The 14,413-nt window shown below is 63.9% G+C and carries 13 protein-coding genes and 1 tRNA gene; 10 read left to right on the forward strand and 4 right to left on the reverse strand.

Features of this window, described 5'->3' with window-relative positions; genetic code table 11:
* Positions 1-16: 16 nt before the first annotated feature.
* A complete protein-coding gene (locus HOY44_RS18475) occupies positions 17-1,123 on the forward strand; it encodes a PQQ-dependent sugar dehydrogenase (protein WP_287436767.1) in 1,107 nt (368 codons plus the stop codon).
* Between the two features lie 13 nt (positions 1,124-1,136).
* Here the strand turns inward: HOY44_RS18475 and HOY44_RS18480 are convergent, their stop codons facing one another.
* Positions 1,137-2,129, reverse strand: a complete 993-nt coding sequence (locus HOY44_RS18480) for a GlxA family transcriptional regulator (RefSeq protein ID WP_287436769.1) — start codon at positions 2,127-2,129, stop codon at positions 1,137-1,139.
* Between the two features lie 195 nt (positions 2,130-2,324).
* Between HOY44_RS18480 and HOY44_RS18485 the strand changes: the two genes are divergently transcribed.
* Entirely contained in the window at positions 2,325-3,695 is a 1,371-nt protein-coding gene (locus HOY44_RS18485; RefSeq protein ID WP_040885450.1) for a class II 3-deoxy-7-phosphoheptulonate synthase, read from the forward strand.
* Between the two features lie 118 nt (positions 3,696-3,813).
* On the opposite strand, the gene HOY44_RS18490 is transcribed toward HOY44_RS18485, so the two are convergent.
* A complete protein-coding gene (locus tag HOY44_RS18490) occupies positions 3,814-4,506 on the reverse strand; it encodes a PAS domain-containing protein (protein ID WP_287436772.1) in 693 nt (230 codons plus the stop codon).
* Positions 4,507-4,652: 146 nt separating this feature from the next.
* Between HOY44_RS18490 and HOY44_RS18495 the strand changes: the two genes are divergently transcribed.
* Genes HOY44_RS18495 through HOY44_RS18505 form a run of 3 tightly spaced genes read left to right on the forward strand, consistent with a single transcriptional unit; the run spans position 4,653 to position 6,698 of the window.
* The gene (locus HOY44_RS18495; protein ID WP_287437276.1) at positions 4,653-5,531 is read left to right on the forward strand and encodes a YicC/YloC family endoribonuclease; all 879 of its coding nucleotides are present in this window, start codon (positions 4,653-4,655) and stop codon (positions 5,529-5,531) included.
* Positions 5,532-5,538: 7 nt separating this feature from the next.
* Positions 5,539-6,180, forward strand: a complete 642-nt coding sequence (gmk, locus tag HOY44_RS18500; protein WP_008328999.1) for a guanylate kinase — start codon at positions 5,539-5,541, stop codon at positions 6,178-6,180.
* Positions 6,177-6,698, forward strand: a complete 522-nt coding sequence (locus HOY44_RS18505; RefSeq protein ID WP_287436774.1) for a gamma carbonic anhydrase family protein — start codon at positions 6,177-6,179, stop codon at positions 6,696-6,698. The genes gmk and HOY44_RS18505 overlap by 4 nt, the downstream gene beginning before the upstream one ends.
* A gap of 77 nt (positions 6,699-6,775) precedes the next feature.
* On the opposite strand, the gene gpt is transcribed toward HOY44_RS18505, so the two are convergent.
* Positions 6,776-7,282, reverse strand: a complete 507-nt coding sequence (gene gpt, locus HOY44_RS18510) for a xanthine phosphoribosyltransferase (RefSeq protein ID WP_138423935.1) — start codon at positions 7,280-7,282, stop codon at positions 6,776-6,778.
* A gap of 1 nt (position 7,283) precedes the next feature.
* Positions 7,284-8,105, reverse strand: a complete 822-nt coding sequence (gene fabI, locus HOY44_RS18515) for an enoyl-ACP reductase FabI (protein WP_008328994.1) — start codon at positions 8,103-8,105, stop codon at positions 7,284-7,286.
* 121 nt (positions 8,106-8,226) lie between these two features.
* Between fabI and pdxH the strand changes: the two genes are divergently transcribed.
* The 5 genes from pdxH (at position 8,227) to HOY44_RS18540 (ending at position 14,402) form a co-directional block, all read left to right on the forward strand.
* Positions 8,227-8,832, forward strand: a complete 606-nt coding sequence (gene pdxH / locus HOY44_RS18520) for a pyridoxamine 5'-phosphate oxidase (RefSeq protein WP_287436777.1) — start codon at positions 8,227-8,229, stop codon at positions 8,830-8,832.
* A 117-nt stretch (positions 8,833-8,949) separates the two neighbouring features.
* A complete protein-coding gene (locus HOY44_RS18525) occupies positions 8,950-9,480 on the forward strand; it encodes a cold-shock protein (protein WP_287436779.1) in 531 nt (176 codons plus the stop codon).
* Between the two features lies 1 nt (position 9,481).
* Complete coding sequence (locus tag HOY44_RS18530) at positions 9,482-9,949, forward strand: DUF192 domain-containing protein (protein ID WP_407943661.1); 468 nt, start codon at positions 9,482-9,484, stop codon at positions 9,947-9,949.
* Between the two features lie 41 nt (positions 9,950-9,990).
* Positions 9,991-10,067: transfer RNA gene (locus tag HOY44_RS18535), tRNA-Pro, on the forward strand.
* 642 nt (positions 10,068-10,709) lie between these two features.
* Positions 10,710-14,402, forward strand: coding sequence for a vitamin B12-dependent ribonucleotide reductase (locus HOY44_RS18540; protein ID WP_287436781.1), 3,693 nt, complete (start codon positions 10,710-10,712; stop codon positions 14,400-14,402).
* The last annotated feature ends 11 nt before the right edge of the window (positions 14,403-14,413 follow it).

Genomic DNA, 14,413 nt, shown 5'->3' on the forward strand with positions numbered 1-14,413 from the left:
CCCCATCGTCCTGTGTATGACCGCGATGAACCCCCTCCCGCTCGCCGCCGCGCTGACCCTGACGGTCGCGTTTCCTCTTCATGCCGCCACGGTCGAGACCGAAGCGGGCCCGATGGAGATCACCGAGATCGCAGACGGCTTCGACATGCCGTGGGGCGTCGATTTTCTGCCGGATGGCGGTTTTCTGGTGACCGAGATCGCCGGAACGCTCGTGCGCGTCGATGCCGAGGGCGGTCGCACCGAGGTGTCCGGCGTGCCGCAGGTGGTGGCGCAGGGGCAGGGTGGCCTGCTCGATGTCGCCGTCGCCCGTGATTTCGGCGAGAGCCGCGAAATCTTCCTGACCTATTCCAAACCGCAGGACAGCGGCGCGGGCACCGCCCTGATGGTCGCACGGCTGAACGAGGCGGGTGACGGACTGACCGGGGGCCGGGTGCTCTTCGAGATGGCCGAAGGCGGCAGCACGACCCAGCATTATGGCTCGCGCGTGACCGAGGCCGCCGATGGCACGCTGTTCGTCACGGTGGGCGAACGGGGCAAGGCCGACCTCGCCCAGAGCCTTGGGCATCACAACGGCACCGTGGTGCGGGTCGCCCGCGACGGCACCGTTCCGTCCAACAACCCCTTCGTCGGTCAGGACGGGGCGCTCCCTGAAATCTGGTCCTACGGCCACCGCAACCCGCAGGGCGCGGCAATCGATGGTGACGGTCGGCTCTGGGCCGTCGAACACGGCGCGCGCGGCGGGGACGAGATCAACCGCATCGAACCTGGCACGAATTACGGCTGGCCCGAGATTTCATACGGCACGAATTACAACGGGTCGAAGATCGGTGTCGGGACCGAAGCCGAAGGCATGGCGCAGCCCGAACACTTCTGGGATCCCTCGATCGCGCCCTCCGGCATGGCGATTCTGTCGGATGCGATTCCGGGGTGGGGCGGTCACTTCGTCATCGGCAGCCTGAAGTTCGACTCGCTTCACGTTCTCGACCCCGAGGACTGGTCGGAAGAGGTGATCCGCACCCGCGAAACCGCCCGCGTGCGCGACGTGGCCGAAGCGCCGGACGGGTCGGTCTGGTTCATTTCCGAGGATCGGGGCGCGATCTACCGGCTGGCACCCGCAGACTGAGCGGCCCGCGCGCCTAGGTGTCCGCCGATGCGCCCTGACTGCCGCGTTCGCGGTAGGGCGTCGTGCCGTATTGCGCGCGGTAGCATTTCGAGAAATGCGACGGGCTCGTGAAGCCGCAGGCCAGCGCCACGTTGATGACGTTCATGTCGGTCTGCATCAGCAGGTTGCGCGCCCGCCCCAGCCTGAGTTCCATGTAATACCGCTTAGGCGAGCGGTTCAGGTAGCGCCGGAAAAGCCGCTCCAACTGCCGGGTCGACAGGCCCACTTCGGCGGCGAGGGTCGCGGGGCTGATCGGATCCTCGATATGCGCTTCCATCTTCTGAATGACCGTCGACAGCTTGGGGTGCCGCACGCCGATCCGGGTCGGAACCGATAGCCGCTGCGTGTCCCGGTCGGTGCGGATCGAGGTGTAGATCTGCTGATCGGCCACCGCATTCGCCACGTCCGCCCCCTGATCGCGCGCGATCAGCGACAGCATCAGGTCCATCGACGCCGTGCCGCCCGCCGTCGTGATGATCTTGCCGTCCATCACGTAGATCGACTTGGTCAGGTCAACGTCGGGGAAATCCTCGAGAAAGCCGTCATGGTTCTCCCAATGGATCGTGGCGCGTTTGCCGTCGAGCAGCCCGGCCTTGGCGAGCGCATAGGCCGCCGTGCACAGCCCGCCGATGGTCACGCCCCGCCGCGCCTCGCGCCGGAGCCATGAAATCAGCTTGGGCGAGGTGTGCTTGGTCACGTTGGTTCCGGCGCACAGGATCACCGTGTCGTCATGGCGCAACTCGTCCAGATCGCCGTCGAGCTGAAAGCTGGAGCCGGCCGAACAGGTGGCCGTTCCGCCACCCTCGCCGATATGGCGCCACTCATAGGCCTTGTAGCCGACCTGCCGATTGGCCAGTCGCAGCGCGTCCAGCGCCCCCGCGAAACTCAGCAGGGTGAACTCGGGCATGAGCACGAAAACGAAGCGGCGCGTCGTGCTGTCGGTGCGGAGGGCGGTGGCTGGTGGCATCGTGACGTCTGTGTCTGGCTGGTCCAACGCGGGATTGAGTATTTAACGCACTTTTGCAATCCCCCGTCCAGCGGATCGGGGCAAGTTTGTTTTGCCTTGGGGCGGGTGCGTGGGTATACACCCCATGTTCCCCGGAAATGTTGACGCTAACATGAGCACGGCGCAAATCCCGGGGCCCGAGCGATGGAGAAGAAAATGACCAACTGGACGAAATCGGCATGGCGCGCGAAACCGCGGGTTCAGATGCCGGATTATACCGACGAGGCCGCGCTGGCCGAGGTCGAGGCCCAGCTGTCCAAATATCCGCCGCTCGTCTTCGCAGGCGAAGCGCGCCGGTTGAAAAAGCAGTTGGGCGCGGTGTCGCGCGGGCAGGGGTTCCTGCTGCAAGGCGGCGATTGCGCCGAAAGCTTTGCGGAATTCAGCGCCGACAACATCCGCGACACCTTCAAGGTGATGTTGCAGATGGCGATGGTGCTGACCTACGGTGCCAAGGTTCCGGTGGTGAAGGTCGGTCGTATGGCCGGGCAATTCGCCAAGCCGCGCTCGGCCCCGACCGAGACCATCGATGGCGTGGAACTGCCCAGCTACCGGGGCGACATCATCAACGATCTGGATTTCACGCCCGAGGCGCGGATCCCGAACCCGCAGAAGATGCTTCAGGCCTACACCCAATCGGCGGCGTCGCTGAACCTGTTGCGTGCGTTCTCGACGGGCGGTTTCGCCGACATCCACCGGGTCCACTCCTGGACATTGGGGTTCACGGAAAGCGACGAGGCCGAGAAGTATCGGGATATGGCTGGCCGTATCCAAGATGCGCTCGACTTCATGGGTGCCGCGGGCCTGACGTCTGACGTGAACCACGAACTGTCCACCGTGGATTTCTACACCTCGCATGAGGCGCTTCTGCTCGAATACGAAGAGGCGCTGGCGCGGGTCGATTCGACCTCCGGCAATGTCGTCGCCGGGTCGGGCCACATGATCTGGATCGGCGACCGCACGCGGCAGCCGGACGGCGCGCATGTCGAATTCGCGCGGGGGGTCATCAACCCGGTCGGGCTGAAATGCGGCCCCACCACGACGGAAGAGGACCTCAAGGTTCTGATGGAGAAGCTGAACCCCGAGAACGAGGCCGGGCGCCTGACGCTGATCGCCCGTTTCGGCGCGGGCAAGGTGGCCGAACATCTGCCGCGCCTGATCGAGACGGTGAAATCCGAAGGCGCGAACGTTGTGTGGTCCTGCGATCCGATGCACGGCAACACGATCAAGTCGGCCTCGGGCTACAAGACCCGGCCCTTCGAACAGGTTCTGGCCGAGGTGCAGGAGTTTTTCGCCGTCCACCGCGACCAGGGCACCATCCCCGGTGGCGTGCATTTCGAGATGACCGGCAAGGACGTGACCGAATGCACGGGCGGTTTGCGCGCTGTGACGGACGAGGATTTGTCGGACCGTTACCACACGGCCTGCGATCCGCGCCTCAACGCCTCGCAGGCGCTCGAACTCGCTTTCCTCGTGGCCGAAGAGCTTTCGGGGCGTGGCAAGATCGAAACGGCGGCTGCGACGGCCTGACCGGCACCGGATACTTGAACAAGAAACCCCGCGCCTCGGCGCGGGGTTTTTCGTCTGGAAGCACCGGGAAGCCGCCGTCCGCGATGGCAGGCGGCGGCTTCCCCGACGCGGACGTCCGCTACCCCTCGCTCCCGTCCGCGTCGTGCACGAGGCGCAGGAACGGGGCGGTTCCCGACTCTGCGCCATCGAAAGCCGCTGTGTGTTCCGCCGCTTGGGTCCGGGCCGGGGCGCGGTCTTCGGCCATCGGGTACTGCGGCCCGGTGTCGGACAGGAGCGGTTCGACCGACTGCGTGGTGATCCTGAACCGGCGCGGCCCGCGCCCGATCTTGCCCTTGGCCTGTAACGCCCCAAGGATGCGTGTCGGACGCCCCCGTTCGTCCTTGAGCGGCAGCAGAACCATCTGCGCCTCCAGCTTGGGCCGCGTCAGGCCCGAGTCGCTTTCAAGCGTCAGGCGCGCCTTGGCCGGGCTTTCCAGCACCGATTCCAGCACCATCTGAAGCTCCCGCCGCCCTTCCGGCAGGAACATGGCGGTGATCGGCATACCGCGCACTTCCATCCCCATGAGATCGTTCAGGTGCATCCCCGCCAGCCGGGTCCGCGCCACGCCCGGCGCGTTCTTTTCCAAGACGAACGCGTATTCCAGAACGTCCGAGATACCGCGCGGGTCCACGTCGCCGCGTGTCGGCATCACCCGCCCGTTGCGCAGCGCGTCCCAATAGGCGTCCACGCGGGCGATGGACGGGAAATGCGCCTGCGCGCGCGCCGGAGCGATGGAAATGACGTTTGAACCCTTCAGATACTCGATCTTCATGACACTACCTGTTCGTGCTGCACGTTGCCCCGTCGTGCACCCTCTGTTAACGAATGACCGGCGTTCCTTACCGATGCCTTAATCTGCCACAATTTCGTCCAGATTGGGGCGAAACCTGAAGAAAGGGTTAACGCTTGACCCACTCGATGACCGGCTTCGCGGCGCTCAAGGGCGCGTTGCATCCCTGGAGCTGGAGCTGGGATATCCGTTCGGTCAATGCCCGTGGGCTGGACATGCGGATTCGCGTGCCGGACTGGGTCGACGGGCTGGAACCCGCGGTGCGCAAGGCCGTGTCCGGTGCCGTGGCGCGGGGCAACGTGACCGTCGGGCTCAGGATCACGCGCGATGCGGACGAGGGGGCGCTGGCGATCAATCCCGCCGGGCTCGACCGGGCGCTCGCCATGCTGGTCGAAATCAACGCCGCCGCCGCCCGCAACGGGATCGAACTGGCGGGCACCAGTGCCGCCGATGTCGCCGCCATGCGCGGTGTGGTCGAGACGGCGCAGACCGAAGACGATACCGCGCCGCTTCTCAAGGCCCTGATCGCGGACCTGCCGCCGCTCCTGTCGGCCTTCAATGACATGCGCCGGCACGAAGGCGCCGCGCTTCGCGACGTGCTGTCGGCCCAGCTGGCCGAGATCGAGTCGCTGGTGGGCGAGGCCGAGACGCTGCTCGACGCCCGCAGCGAGGATCAGGCGACGACGCTGAAAGCCGCCTTCGCCCGCGTGATGGACAGTGCCGAGACGATGGACGGCACCCGGATCGAACAGGAACTGGCCCTGATCGCCGTGAAATCGGACGTGCGCGAGGAACTCGACCGCCTGACCGCCCATGTCGCGCAGGCGCGCAGTCTGCTGACCGGGGACGAGCCGCGCGGACGCAAGCTCGACTTCCTGATGCAGGAGTTCAACCGCGAGGCCAACACGCTGTGCTCCAAGGCCGGATTCCAGCCGTTGACGCGGATCGGGCTGGACCTCAAGGCGCTGATCGACCAGATGCGTGAGCAGGTTCAGAACATCGAATGAGGCAGACATGAAACGCCGCGGCCTTCTCATCATCCTGTCGTCGCCCTCGGGCGCGGGGAAATCCACCTTGGCCCATCGCCTGATGGACTGGGATCCGACGCTGGCGTTTTCCGTGTCGGCCACGACGCGCACCCCGCGCGAGGGCGAGGTTGACGGCAAGGACTACCGTTTCATGGACGAGACCGGGTTCAAGAAGCTCGTGGCCGACGGTCAGATGCTCGAACATGCCCATGTGTTCGGCCATTTCTACGGCTCGCCCGAAGCCCCGGTGCGCGACGCGATCGAGAACGGGTGCGACGTGCTCTTCGACATCGACTGGCAGGGGGCCGAGCAGATCAAGGATTCCAGCCTCAGCCACCATGTGCTGTCGATCTTCGTCCTGCCGCCCTCGATTGCCGAGTTGAAGCGCCGCCTTATAACGCGCGGCAAGGATGCGCCCGAAACCATTGAAAAACGGATGCAAAAGAGCTGGGACGAGATCAGCCACTGGCACGGCTACGACTATGTTCTGGTCAATGATGACCTCGACGCGACGTTCGAGAAGCTGAAGGTGATCGTATCGGCCGAGCGGCTGCGCAAGTCGCAGCAACCCAATCTCACGCCCTTCATCCGCCAACTACAGGCAGAATTCACCGAGGCAGACGCATGATCTATGAACTCGACGGCATCGCGCCGACCATCCACGAGGACACATGGGTCGCCCCCGACGCGAACCTGATCGGCGACGTGGTGCTGGAAGAGGGGTCGAGCGTCTGGTTCGGCTGCACCCTGCGCGGCGACAACGAACGCCTGACCATCGGCAAGGGCACGAACGTGCAGGAAAACTGCGTGTTTCACACCGACATGGGCTTTCCCCTGACGCTGGGCGAGAATGTCACCATCGGCCACAAGGCGATGCTGCATGGCTGCACGGTCGGGGACGGATCGCTCATCGGCATGGGCGCGACGGTGCTGAACGGCGCGAAGATCGGCAAGGGCTGTCTGATCGGGGCCGGGGCGCTGGTGACCGAGGGCAAGGTGATCCCCGACGGGACGATGGTGCTGGGATCGCCCGGCAAGGTCGTGCGCGAGTTGGACGATGCGACGAAACAGGGGCTGATCGCCTCGGCGCTGCATTATCAAAACAACATGCGCCGGTTCAGGTCGGGGCTGAAAGCCATCGGCTAAACTCCTGACCGCAAAGGAAAACGCCCGCGTATGGAACCATTCGCGGGCGTCTGGTTTTCGTCTGGCGCAGCGGCCTGTCAGTCCTTGCCGCGATAGGGTTCCACATATTGCAGCGCCATGTCCCACGGGAAGAAAATCCACGTATCCTGACTCACCTCGGTGATATAGCTGTCCACCATCGGCTTGCCCTTGGGCTTGGCATAGACGGTGGCGAAATGCGCGTTCGGCATCAGGTCGCGCACGACCTCGAGCGTTTTGCCGGTGTCGACCAGATCGTCGACCACCAGAACGCCGGTGCCGTCGCCGCAGACCTCCATGTCCGGCGATTTGATGACGACCGGCTCGGTCTGGGTCTGGTGGTTGTAGCTTTTCACGCTGATCGTATCGACCGTGCGGATGTCCAGTTCGCGCGCGACGATCATCGCGGGGGCCAGCCCGCCGCGGGTGATCGCGACCACAGCCTTCCACCCGCCGTCGTTCGGCCCTTTGCCGTCGAGCCGCCAGGCGAGCGCGCGGCTGTCGCGGTGGATCTGGTCCCAGCTGACGTGGAAGCCTTTTTCATGGGGCAGGCGGTTGTCGACCATGTCAGTCTTCCTTCTTCACGGTGACGTCGATATCCGGCGCATCGACGGCCTTCATGCCCACGACGTGATAGCCCGCGTCCACATGATGCGTCTCGCCCGTCACGCCCGAGCCGAGGTCGGACAACAGATACAGCGCCGATTTGCCCACGTCGTCGATGGTCACGTTGCGGCGCAGCGGCGAGTTCAGCTCGTTCCACTTCAGGATATAACGGAAATCGCCGATGCCAGAGGCGGCGAGAGTGCGGATCGGCCCGGCGGAAATGGCGTTCACGCGGATACCGTCCTTGCCGAAGTCTTCGGCCAGATACCTCACCGACGCTTCAAGCGCGGCTTTGGCCACGCCCATGACGTTGTAATGCGGCATGACCTGTTCGGCGCCGTAATAGGTGAGCGTCAGCATCGACCCGCCATCGGGCATCAGGTCGGCGGCGCGCCGGGCGACAGCGGTGAAGGAATAGACCGACACATCCATCGTCATGGTGAAATTCTCGCGCGTGGTATCGGCATAGCGCCCGCGAAGTTGGTTTTTGTCCGAGAAACCAATGGCATGAACGATAAAGTCGATCTTGCCCCATTTCTCTTTCAGCTCGTCGAACAGCGCGTCGACCGAGGCTTCGTCCATCACGTCGCAGGGGACCACGATGTTCGAGCCGAGTTGTTCGGCCAGCGGACCCACCCGCTTTTTCATCTGTTCGCCCTGATAGGAGAAGGCGAGTTCGGCGCCCGCCTCGGCGCAGGCCCGGGCAATCCCCCAGGCGATTGATTTGTCGTTGGCGAGCCCCATGATCAGCCCGCGTTTTCCGTCCATCAATCCGCCCGACATTGCCTGTTCCCCGTCCCGTCGATTACGTGTTAGCCCGGTTTATGAGATTGCCACGGGGCCTTCAAGCCTGCTGGGCAGGCAAGTTGCCCAAAGGGCAGGCGGCGTCGGAACGGGGAGCGTCATGTCGGACAGGACTGGAATTTTCGCGGGCGACGACCCGTTTGCCATCACGCGGGCCTGGCTGGCCGAGGCCGAGGTGTCGGAGCCGAACGACCCGAACGCCATCGCCTTGTCGACCGTCGACGCCGACGGGATGCCCAATGTGCGCATGGTGCTTTTGAAGGATATCGAGGCCGAGGCGTTCGTGTTCTACACCAACTACGGCTCGGTAAAGGCGCAGGAGATCGAGCAGGCGGGGCGCGCGGCGTTCGTGCTTCATTGGAAAACGCTGCGGCGTCAGGTGCGGGTGCGGGGCACCGTGACCCGCGCGGACGGGCCGGAGGCCGACGCCTATTACGACTCCCGCTCGCTCAAAAGCCGTCTCGGTGCCTGGGCCTCGCACCAGAGCCAGCCGCTCGACAGCCGGACATCGCTCATGGCGGAGGTGGCGAAAGTGACCGCGACCCACGGCACGCATCCCAAGCGGCCACCGTTCTGGGGTGGCTTTCGGATCGTCCCGACCGAGATGGAATTCTGGGCCGACGGCGCGTTCCGGCTGCACGACCGATTCCGCTGGTCGCGTGAGTCAGCACAAACATCGTGGAAAATCCAGCGTTTACAGCCGTGATTCTTTGTTGAAAAACGTGCGTCCTGTCGAAAAAGTCAGGGTCGGCCATCTTGTTTCATTTTGCACAATCGTCCACATTTGGAATTGGGGATGCTGGACAACAAGGTGTGCTTTGACATGGACGACGACACAGCGTCGGGCCGCTATGTACAGCGTGGCACGGTAAAGTGGTTCGACCCCGCCAAGGGGTTTGGCTTCGTGGTCGCCGATCAGGGCGGGCCTGACATTCTTCTACACGCCAACGTGCTTCGGAACTTCGGTCAAAGCTCGGTCGCGGACCGGGCCGGGATCGAGATCGTCGTGCAGGATACGCCGCGCGGGATGCAGGCGGTCGAAGTGCTCGCCATTCATGCCGCCGAAAGCGAAGAGACGATCGCCAGCACGTTCACCGAGGATCTGGACCTGTCGCGCGCCGACCCGTTGGAACCGGCGCGGGTGAAATGGTTCGACAAGGGTAAGGGCTTTGGTTTCGCCAACGCCTTCGGTAAACCGGAGGACGTGTTCATCCATGTCGAGGTATTGCGCCGGTCGGGTCTTGCCGACCTGCAACCGGGCGAAGCCATCGGAATGCGCGCGGCGATGGGCGAACGTGGGCGCATGGCGCTGTTGGTGACATCCTGGGACGCGGCCTTGGACGGAGAGGACTGACGTGAAAGTAACGAGTGTTTTGCTGGCCGCGTGTCTGGCCGGCCCCCTGACGGCCCAGACCTGTGATGAAGCACAGGTCGATCTGCGTGGCGCGTTCGGAACCGCCCGGTTCTCGGTCGAGATCGCGGACGACGACGCGGAGCGCGCGCAGGGGCTCATGTTTCGCGAAAGCCTGCCGTCCGGGCAGGGGATGCTGTTCATCTATGAAAGCCCGCGCCCGGCCTCGTTCTGGATGAAGAACACGCTGATCCCGCTCGACATGATCTTCGTTGGGGCCGACGGCGTCGTGCGCAACGTGCACGAGAACGCGGTGCCGGGCGATCTGACGCCGATCCGGGGTGGCGATGATATTCTGGCCGTGCTCGAGATCCGGGGCGGTCTGGCCGGGGCCATCGGGATCGAGGCGGGGGCCGAAATGCGCCATCCCGCCTTCGGCGACGCGGCCGCCTGGTCCTGCGCCGCGCAATAGGTCTTTCCATCGCTCGTCGCTCTTTGTAGAGAGGCGCACGTCGGGGCGTAGCGCAGCCTGGTAGCGCGTCTGTTTTGGGTACAGAAGGTCGTGAGTTCGAATCTCGCCGCCCCGACCATTCCCCTCGTCCTGCATCCGTCCCCCCGCCCGCGAGGACCGTCGACCGGGAATCGGCGGGATGCGATTCTGCGACCTATATCCTTTTGGACTGCCCATATCTGGTGTCCGATTTGGTTCATTAACAATATATGTGGTGTGCTCTCGGCTCGAATCTTGTGCGAAACGATGCAGAATCGAACATTGAGTGCTGGACTGTGGCGCGCACGCAATATGTAGCGTCGCGACTTGAGTTACCCACAACACTCATCCTTTTTGACAGTTTGATGACAGAAAGGCCTGAAAATCCGACGCCTTTTTCGACGACTCTGCGCGGGCGGGTTGGGGATGAATCACTGCGCGTCAGCGTCAACGAAAAAAAGAGGTTAACGGGGCCTGAAAACGCGTTGACGGGTGCGCCCCCCTACGTCAGTTTGTTTGTGCTGGTCGGAAAGCCACAACATATAGTGGCTGTCGGCGGGTAGGGATAGTTAGCCTCACATCGGACCCCAACAAAGGGGCCGCGACAGTTGCCGGGAAACGATGTTCCGGCGACCGGGGCCGTTTTTCCCTTCGCGCCGGCCCCGCCAGCACGAGTTGAGACGTGGGTCAGCGTGAGCAGTGATCCATCCAGTGACCGGCATTGAGAGACACAGGGGCCAAAATGAAAATCGCACGCAAGTTCACCGAGGCAGGCAAAGACGCATACGACGCGATCACGTTCACCCGCGCGACCTCCGAGATCCGCAACCCGGACGGGACCATCGTGTTCAAGCTCGACGATATCGAGATCCCGGAAAGCTGGAGCCAGGTGGCCTCCGACGTCATCGCACAGAAGTATTTCCGCAAGGCGGGCGTTCCCGCCGCGCTGAAGCCGGTCAAGGAAGACGGCGTGCCTGAGTTCCTGTGGCGCCACGTCCCCGACACCAAGGCGCTCGACGCCATGGACAAGGCCGAGCGTTTCGGTGGCGAAACCTCGTCCAAGCAGGTGTTCGACCGTCTCGCGGGTGCCTGGGCCTATTGGGGCTGGAAGGGCGGCTACTTCTCGACCGAGGAAGACGCGCGCGCCTACTACGACGAGATGCGTTTCATGCTGGCCAAACAGATGGCCGCGCCGAACTCGCCCCAGTGGTTCAACACCGGCCTGCACTGGGCCTATGGCATCGACGGCCCGTCGCAGGGTCACTACTACGTCGATTTCGAAACCAAGGAGCTGACCAAGTCGGCCTCCGCCTACGAACATCCGCAGCCGCATGCCTGTTTCATCCAGTCGGTCGGCGACGATCTGGTGGGTGACGGCGGCATCATGGACCTGTGGGTCCGCGAAGCCCGCCTGTTCAAATACGGCTCCGGCACCGGCACCAACTTCTCGTCGCTGCGCGCCGCGAACGAGCCGCTGTCGGGCGGCGGTAAATCCTCGGGCCTCATGGGCTTCCTCAAGATCGGTGACCGCGCCGCCGGTGCGATCAAGTCGGGCGGCACCACGCGCCGCGCCGCCAAGATGGTCATCGTCGATGCCGATCACCCGGATATCGAGGAATACATCAACTGGAAGGTGAAAGAAGAGCAGAAGGTCGCCTCGCTCGTCGCCGGCTCCAAGATGCACGAGCGTCACCTGAACGACATCTTCACCGCGATCCACGGCTGGGACGGCTCGATCGACGCCGCCACCGATCCGAAAGAGAATCCGCAACTCAAGGACGCCGTGCGCGCCGCGAAAAAGGTCGCGATCCCCGAGACCTACATCAAGCGCGTTCTCGACTACGCCCGCCAAGGCTATGCATCCATTGAGTTTCCGACCTACGACACCGACTGGGACTCGGAAGCCTACGCCTCCGTCTCGGGCCAGAACTCGAACAACTCGGTGCGCGTCACCGACGCCTTCCTCAAGGCCGTCGAAGCCGATGCCGACTGGGAACTGATCCGCCGCACCGACGGCTCGGTCGCCAAGACCATCAAGGCGCGCGATCTGTGGGAGAACATCGGTCACGCCGCTTGGGCCTGTGCCGATCCGGGCATCCAGTACCACGACACCGTCAACGCATGGCACACCTGCCCGGAAGACGGCGCGATCCGGGGCTCGAACCCGTGCTCGGAATACATGTTCCTCGACGACACGGCCTGTAACCTCGCTTCGATGAACCTGCTCACCTTCCTCAAGGACGGCACGTTCCAGGCCGAGGACTACATGCACGCCACGCGCCTGTGGACCGTGACGCTGGAAATCTCGGTGACGATGGCGCAGTTCCCGTCCAAGGAAATCGCGCAACTGTCCTATGACTTCCGCACGCTGGGTCTGGGTTACGCCAACATCGGCGGCCTGCTGATGAACATGGGCCTCGGCTACGACTCGAAAGAGGGCCGGGCGCTGACCGGGGCGCTGACCGCGATCCTGTCGGGTGTGGCTTACGCAACTTCGGCTGAAATGGCCGGTGAGCTTGGCGCCTTCGACGGCTACAAGCGCAACGCCGACCACATGCTGCGCGTCATTCGCAACCACCGCACGGCGGCGTATGGCGCCACGGACGGCTACGAGGCGCTGGACATCAAGCCGGTCGCCCTTGACCACGCAGGCTGCCCGGACAAGGCGCTCGTCGACCTCGCCATGTCGTCTTGGGACGAAGCCCTCGCGCTGGGTGAAAAGCACGGCTACCGCAACGCACAGGTGTCGGTGATCGCGCCGACTGGGACCATCGGTCTGGTCATGGATTGCGATACGACCGGCATCGAACCGGACTTCGCGCTGGTGAAATTCAAGAAGTTGGCCGGTGGCGGCTACTTCAAGATCATCAACCGCTCCGTCCCGGCAGCCCTTGAAAAGCTTGGATATTCTTCGGCCCAGATTGAAGAGATCATCGCCTATGCGGTCGGTCACGGCAGCCTTGGCAACGCGCCGGGGATCAACACCCAGACACTGATGAACAAGGGCTTCGGCAATGCCGAAATCCAGAAGATCGAAAAGGGCCTCGCGTCCGCCTTCGACATCCGGTTCCTGTTCAACCAGTGGACGCTGGGCGAAGAGTTCTGCCGCAACGATCTTGGCCTTGGCGACGAGCTGAACGACCCGACCTTCGATCTGCTGAAGCACCTCGGGTTCTCCAAGGGTGATATCGAAGCGGCCAACGACCACGCGCTCGGCACCATGACGCTGGAGGGTGCGCCGCACCTGAAAGAAGAGCACTACAAGGTGTTCGACTGCGCCAACCCCTGCGGCAAGAAGGGCAAGCGGTTCCTGTCCACGGATGCGCACATCTACATGATGGCCGCCGCCCAGTCGTTCATCTCCGGGGCGATCTCGAAGACGATCAACATGCCGAACGACGCGACCATCGAAGATTGTCAGCGCGCCTACGAACTGTCGTGGTCGCTGGGGATCAAGGCGAACGCGCTCTACCGTGACGGCTCCAAGCTGTCGCAACCGCTGGCCGCCGCTCTGGTCGAAGACGACGACGAGGCCGAGGAAATCCTCGCCACCGGCACGCCGCAGCAGAAAGCCGAAGTGCTGGCCGAGAAGATCATCGAGAAGGTGGTCATCAAGGAAGTCGCCCGCGCGGGCCGCGAAAAGATGCCGGATCGCCGCAAGGGGTACACCCAGAAAGCCATCGTCGGCGGTCACAAGGTCTACCTGCGCACCGGCGAATACTCCGACGGGCAACTGGGCGAGATCTTCATCGATATGCACAAGGAAGGCGCAGGCTTCCGGGCGATGATGAACAACTTCGCCATCGCCGTGTCGGTCGGCCTGCAATACGGCGTGCCGCTGGAGGAGTTCGTGGACGCCTTCACCTTCACCAAGTTCGAGCCGGCCGGGATGGTGCAGGGCAACGACACGATCAAGAACGCGACGTCGATCCTCGACTACATCTTCCGCGAGCTTGCGGTGTCCTACCTCGACCGCACAGATCTGGCCCATGTGAAGCCCGAAGGCTCGTCCTTCGACGATGTGGGCCGCGGTCAGGAAGAGGGCGTCGCCAACGTCAAGGAAATGTCCGAGACCGCCGCGACCCGCTCGCTCGAGATGCTGAAACAGGTGTCCTCGACCGGCTACCTGCGCAAGCGTCTGCCGCAGGAACTGGTGGTGCTTCAGGGCGGCCAGTCCACGGGCACCGACGACGCGCTCACGGCGCTGAACACGCTGGTGCCCGCCACGTCGGGGGGCATGGCCGGAGGCTCGATGGTCGCGGAACCCGCAACCTCGCTCGGGACCGGGACCGTCATGACGATGGACGCCCGCGCCAAGGCGAAGATGCAGGGCTACGAGGGCGAGGCCTGCGGCGACTGCGGCAACTACACGCTGGTGCGCAACGGCACCTGCATGAAGTGCAACACCTGCGGCGCGACGAGCGGCTGTAGCTGAGGAGCGCGGAC

This window comes from Maritimibacter sp. (assembly GCF_016774595.1).
Classification (GTDB): domain Bacteria; phylum Pseudomonadota; class Alphaproteobacteria; order Rhodobacterales; family Rhodobacteraceae; genus Maritimibacter; species Maritimibacter alkaliphilus.

Bases quoted from the DNA above. Each gene is read 5' to 3' on its own strand.
- HOY44_RS18475 (WP_287436767.1), top strand. From the start codon at position 17: ATGACCGCGATGAACCCCCTCCCGCTCGCCGCCGCGCTGACCCTGACG.
- HOY44_RS18480 (WP_287436769.1), bottom strand. From the start codon at position 2,129: ATGCCACCAGCCACCGCCCTCCGCACCGACAGCACGACGCGCCGCTTC.
- HOY44_RS18485 (WP_040885450.1), top strand. From the start codon at position 2,325: ATGACCAACTGGACGAAATCGGCATGGCGCGCGAAACCGCGGGTTCAG.
- HOY44_RS18490 (WP_287436772.1), bottom strand. From the start codon at position 4,506: ATGAAGATCGAGTATCTGAAGGGTTCAAACGTCATTTCCATCGCTCCG.
- HOY44_RS18495 (WP_287437276.1), top strand. From the start codon at position 4,653: ATGACCGGCTTCGCGGCGCTCAAGGGCGCGTTGCATCCCTGGAGCTGG.
- gmk (WP_008328999.1), top strand. From the start codon at position 5,539: ATGAAACGCCGCGGCCTTCTCATCATCCTGTCGTCGCCCTCGGGCGCG.
- HOY44_RS18505 (WP_287436774.1), top strand. From the start codon at position 6,177: ATGATCTATGAACTCGACGGCATCGCGCCGACCATCCACGAGGACACA.
- gpt (WP_138423935.1), bottom strand. From the start codon at position 7,282: ATGGTCGACAACCGCCTGCCCCATGAAAAAGGCTTCCACGTCAGCTGG.
- fabI (WP_008328994.1), bottom strand. From the start codon at position 8,105: ATGTCGGGCGGATTGATGGACGGAAAACGCGGGCTGATCATGGGGCTC.
- pdxH (WP_287436777.1), top strand. From the start codon at position 8,227: ATGTCGGACAGGACTGGAATTTTCGCGGGCGACGACCCGTTTGCCATC.
- HOY44_RS18525 (WP_287436779.1), top strand. From the start codon at position 8,950: ATGGACGACGACACAGCGTCGGGCCGCTATGTACAGCGTGGCACGGTA.
- HOY44_RS18540 (WP_287436781.1), top strand. From the start codon at position 10,710: ATGAAAATCGCACGCAAGTTCACCGAGGCAGGCAAAGACGCATACGAC.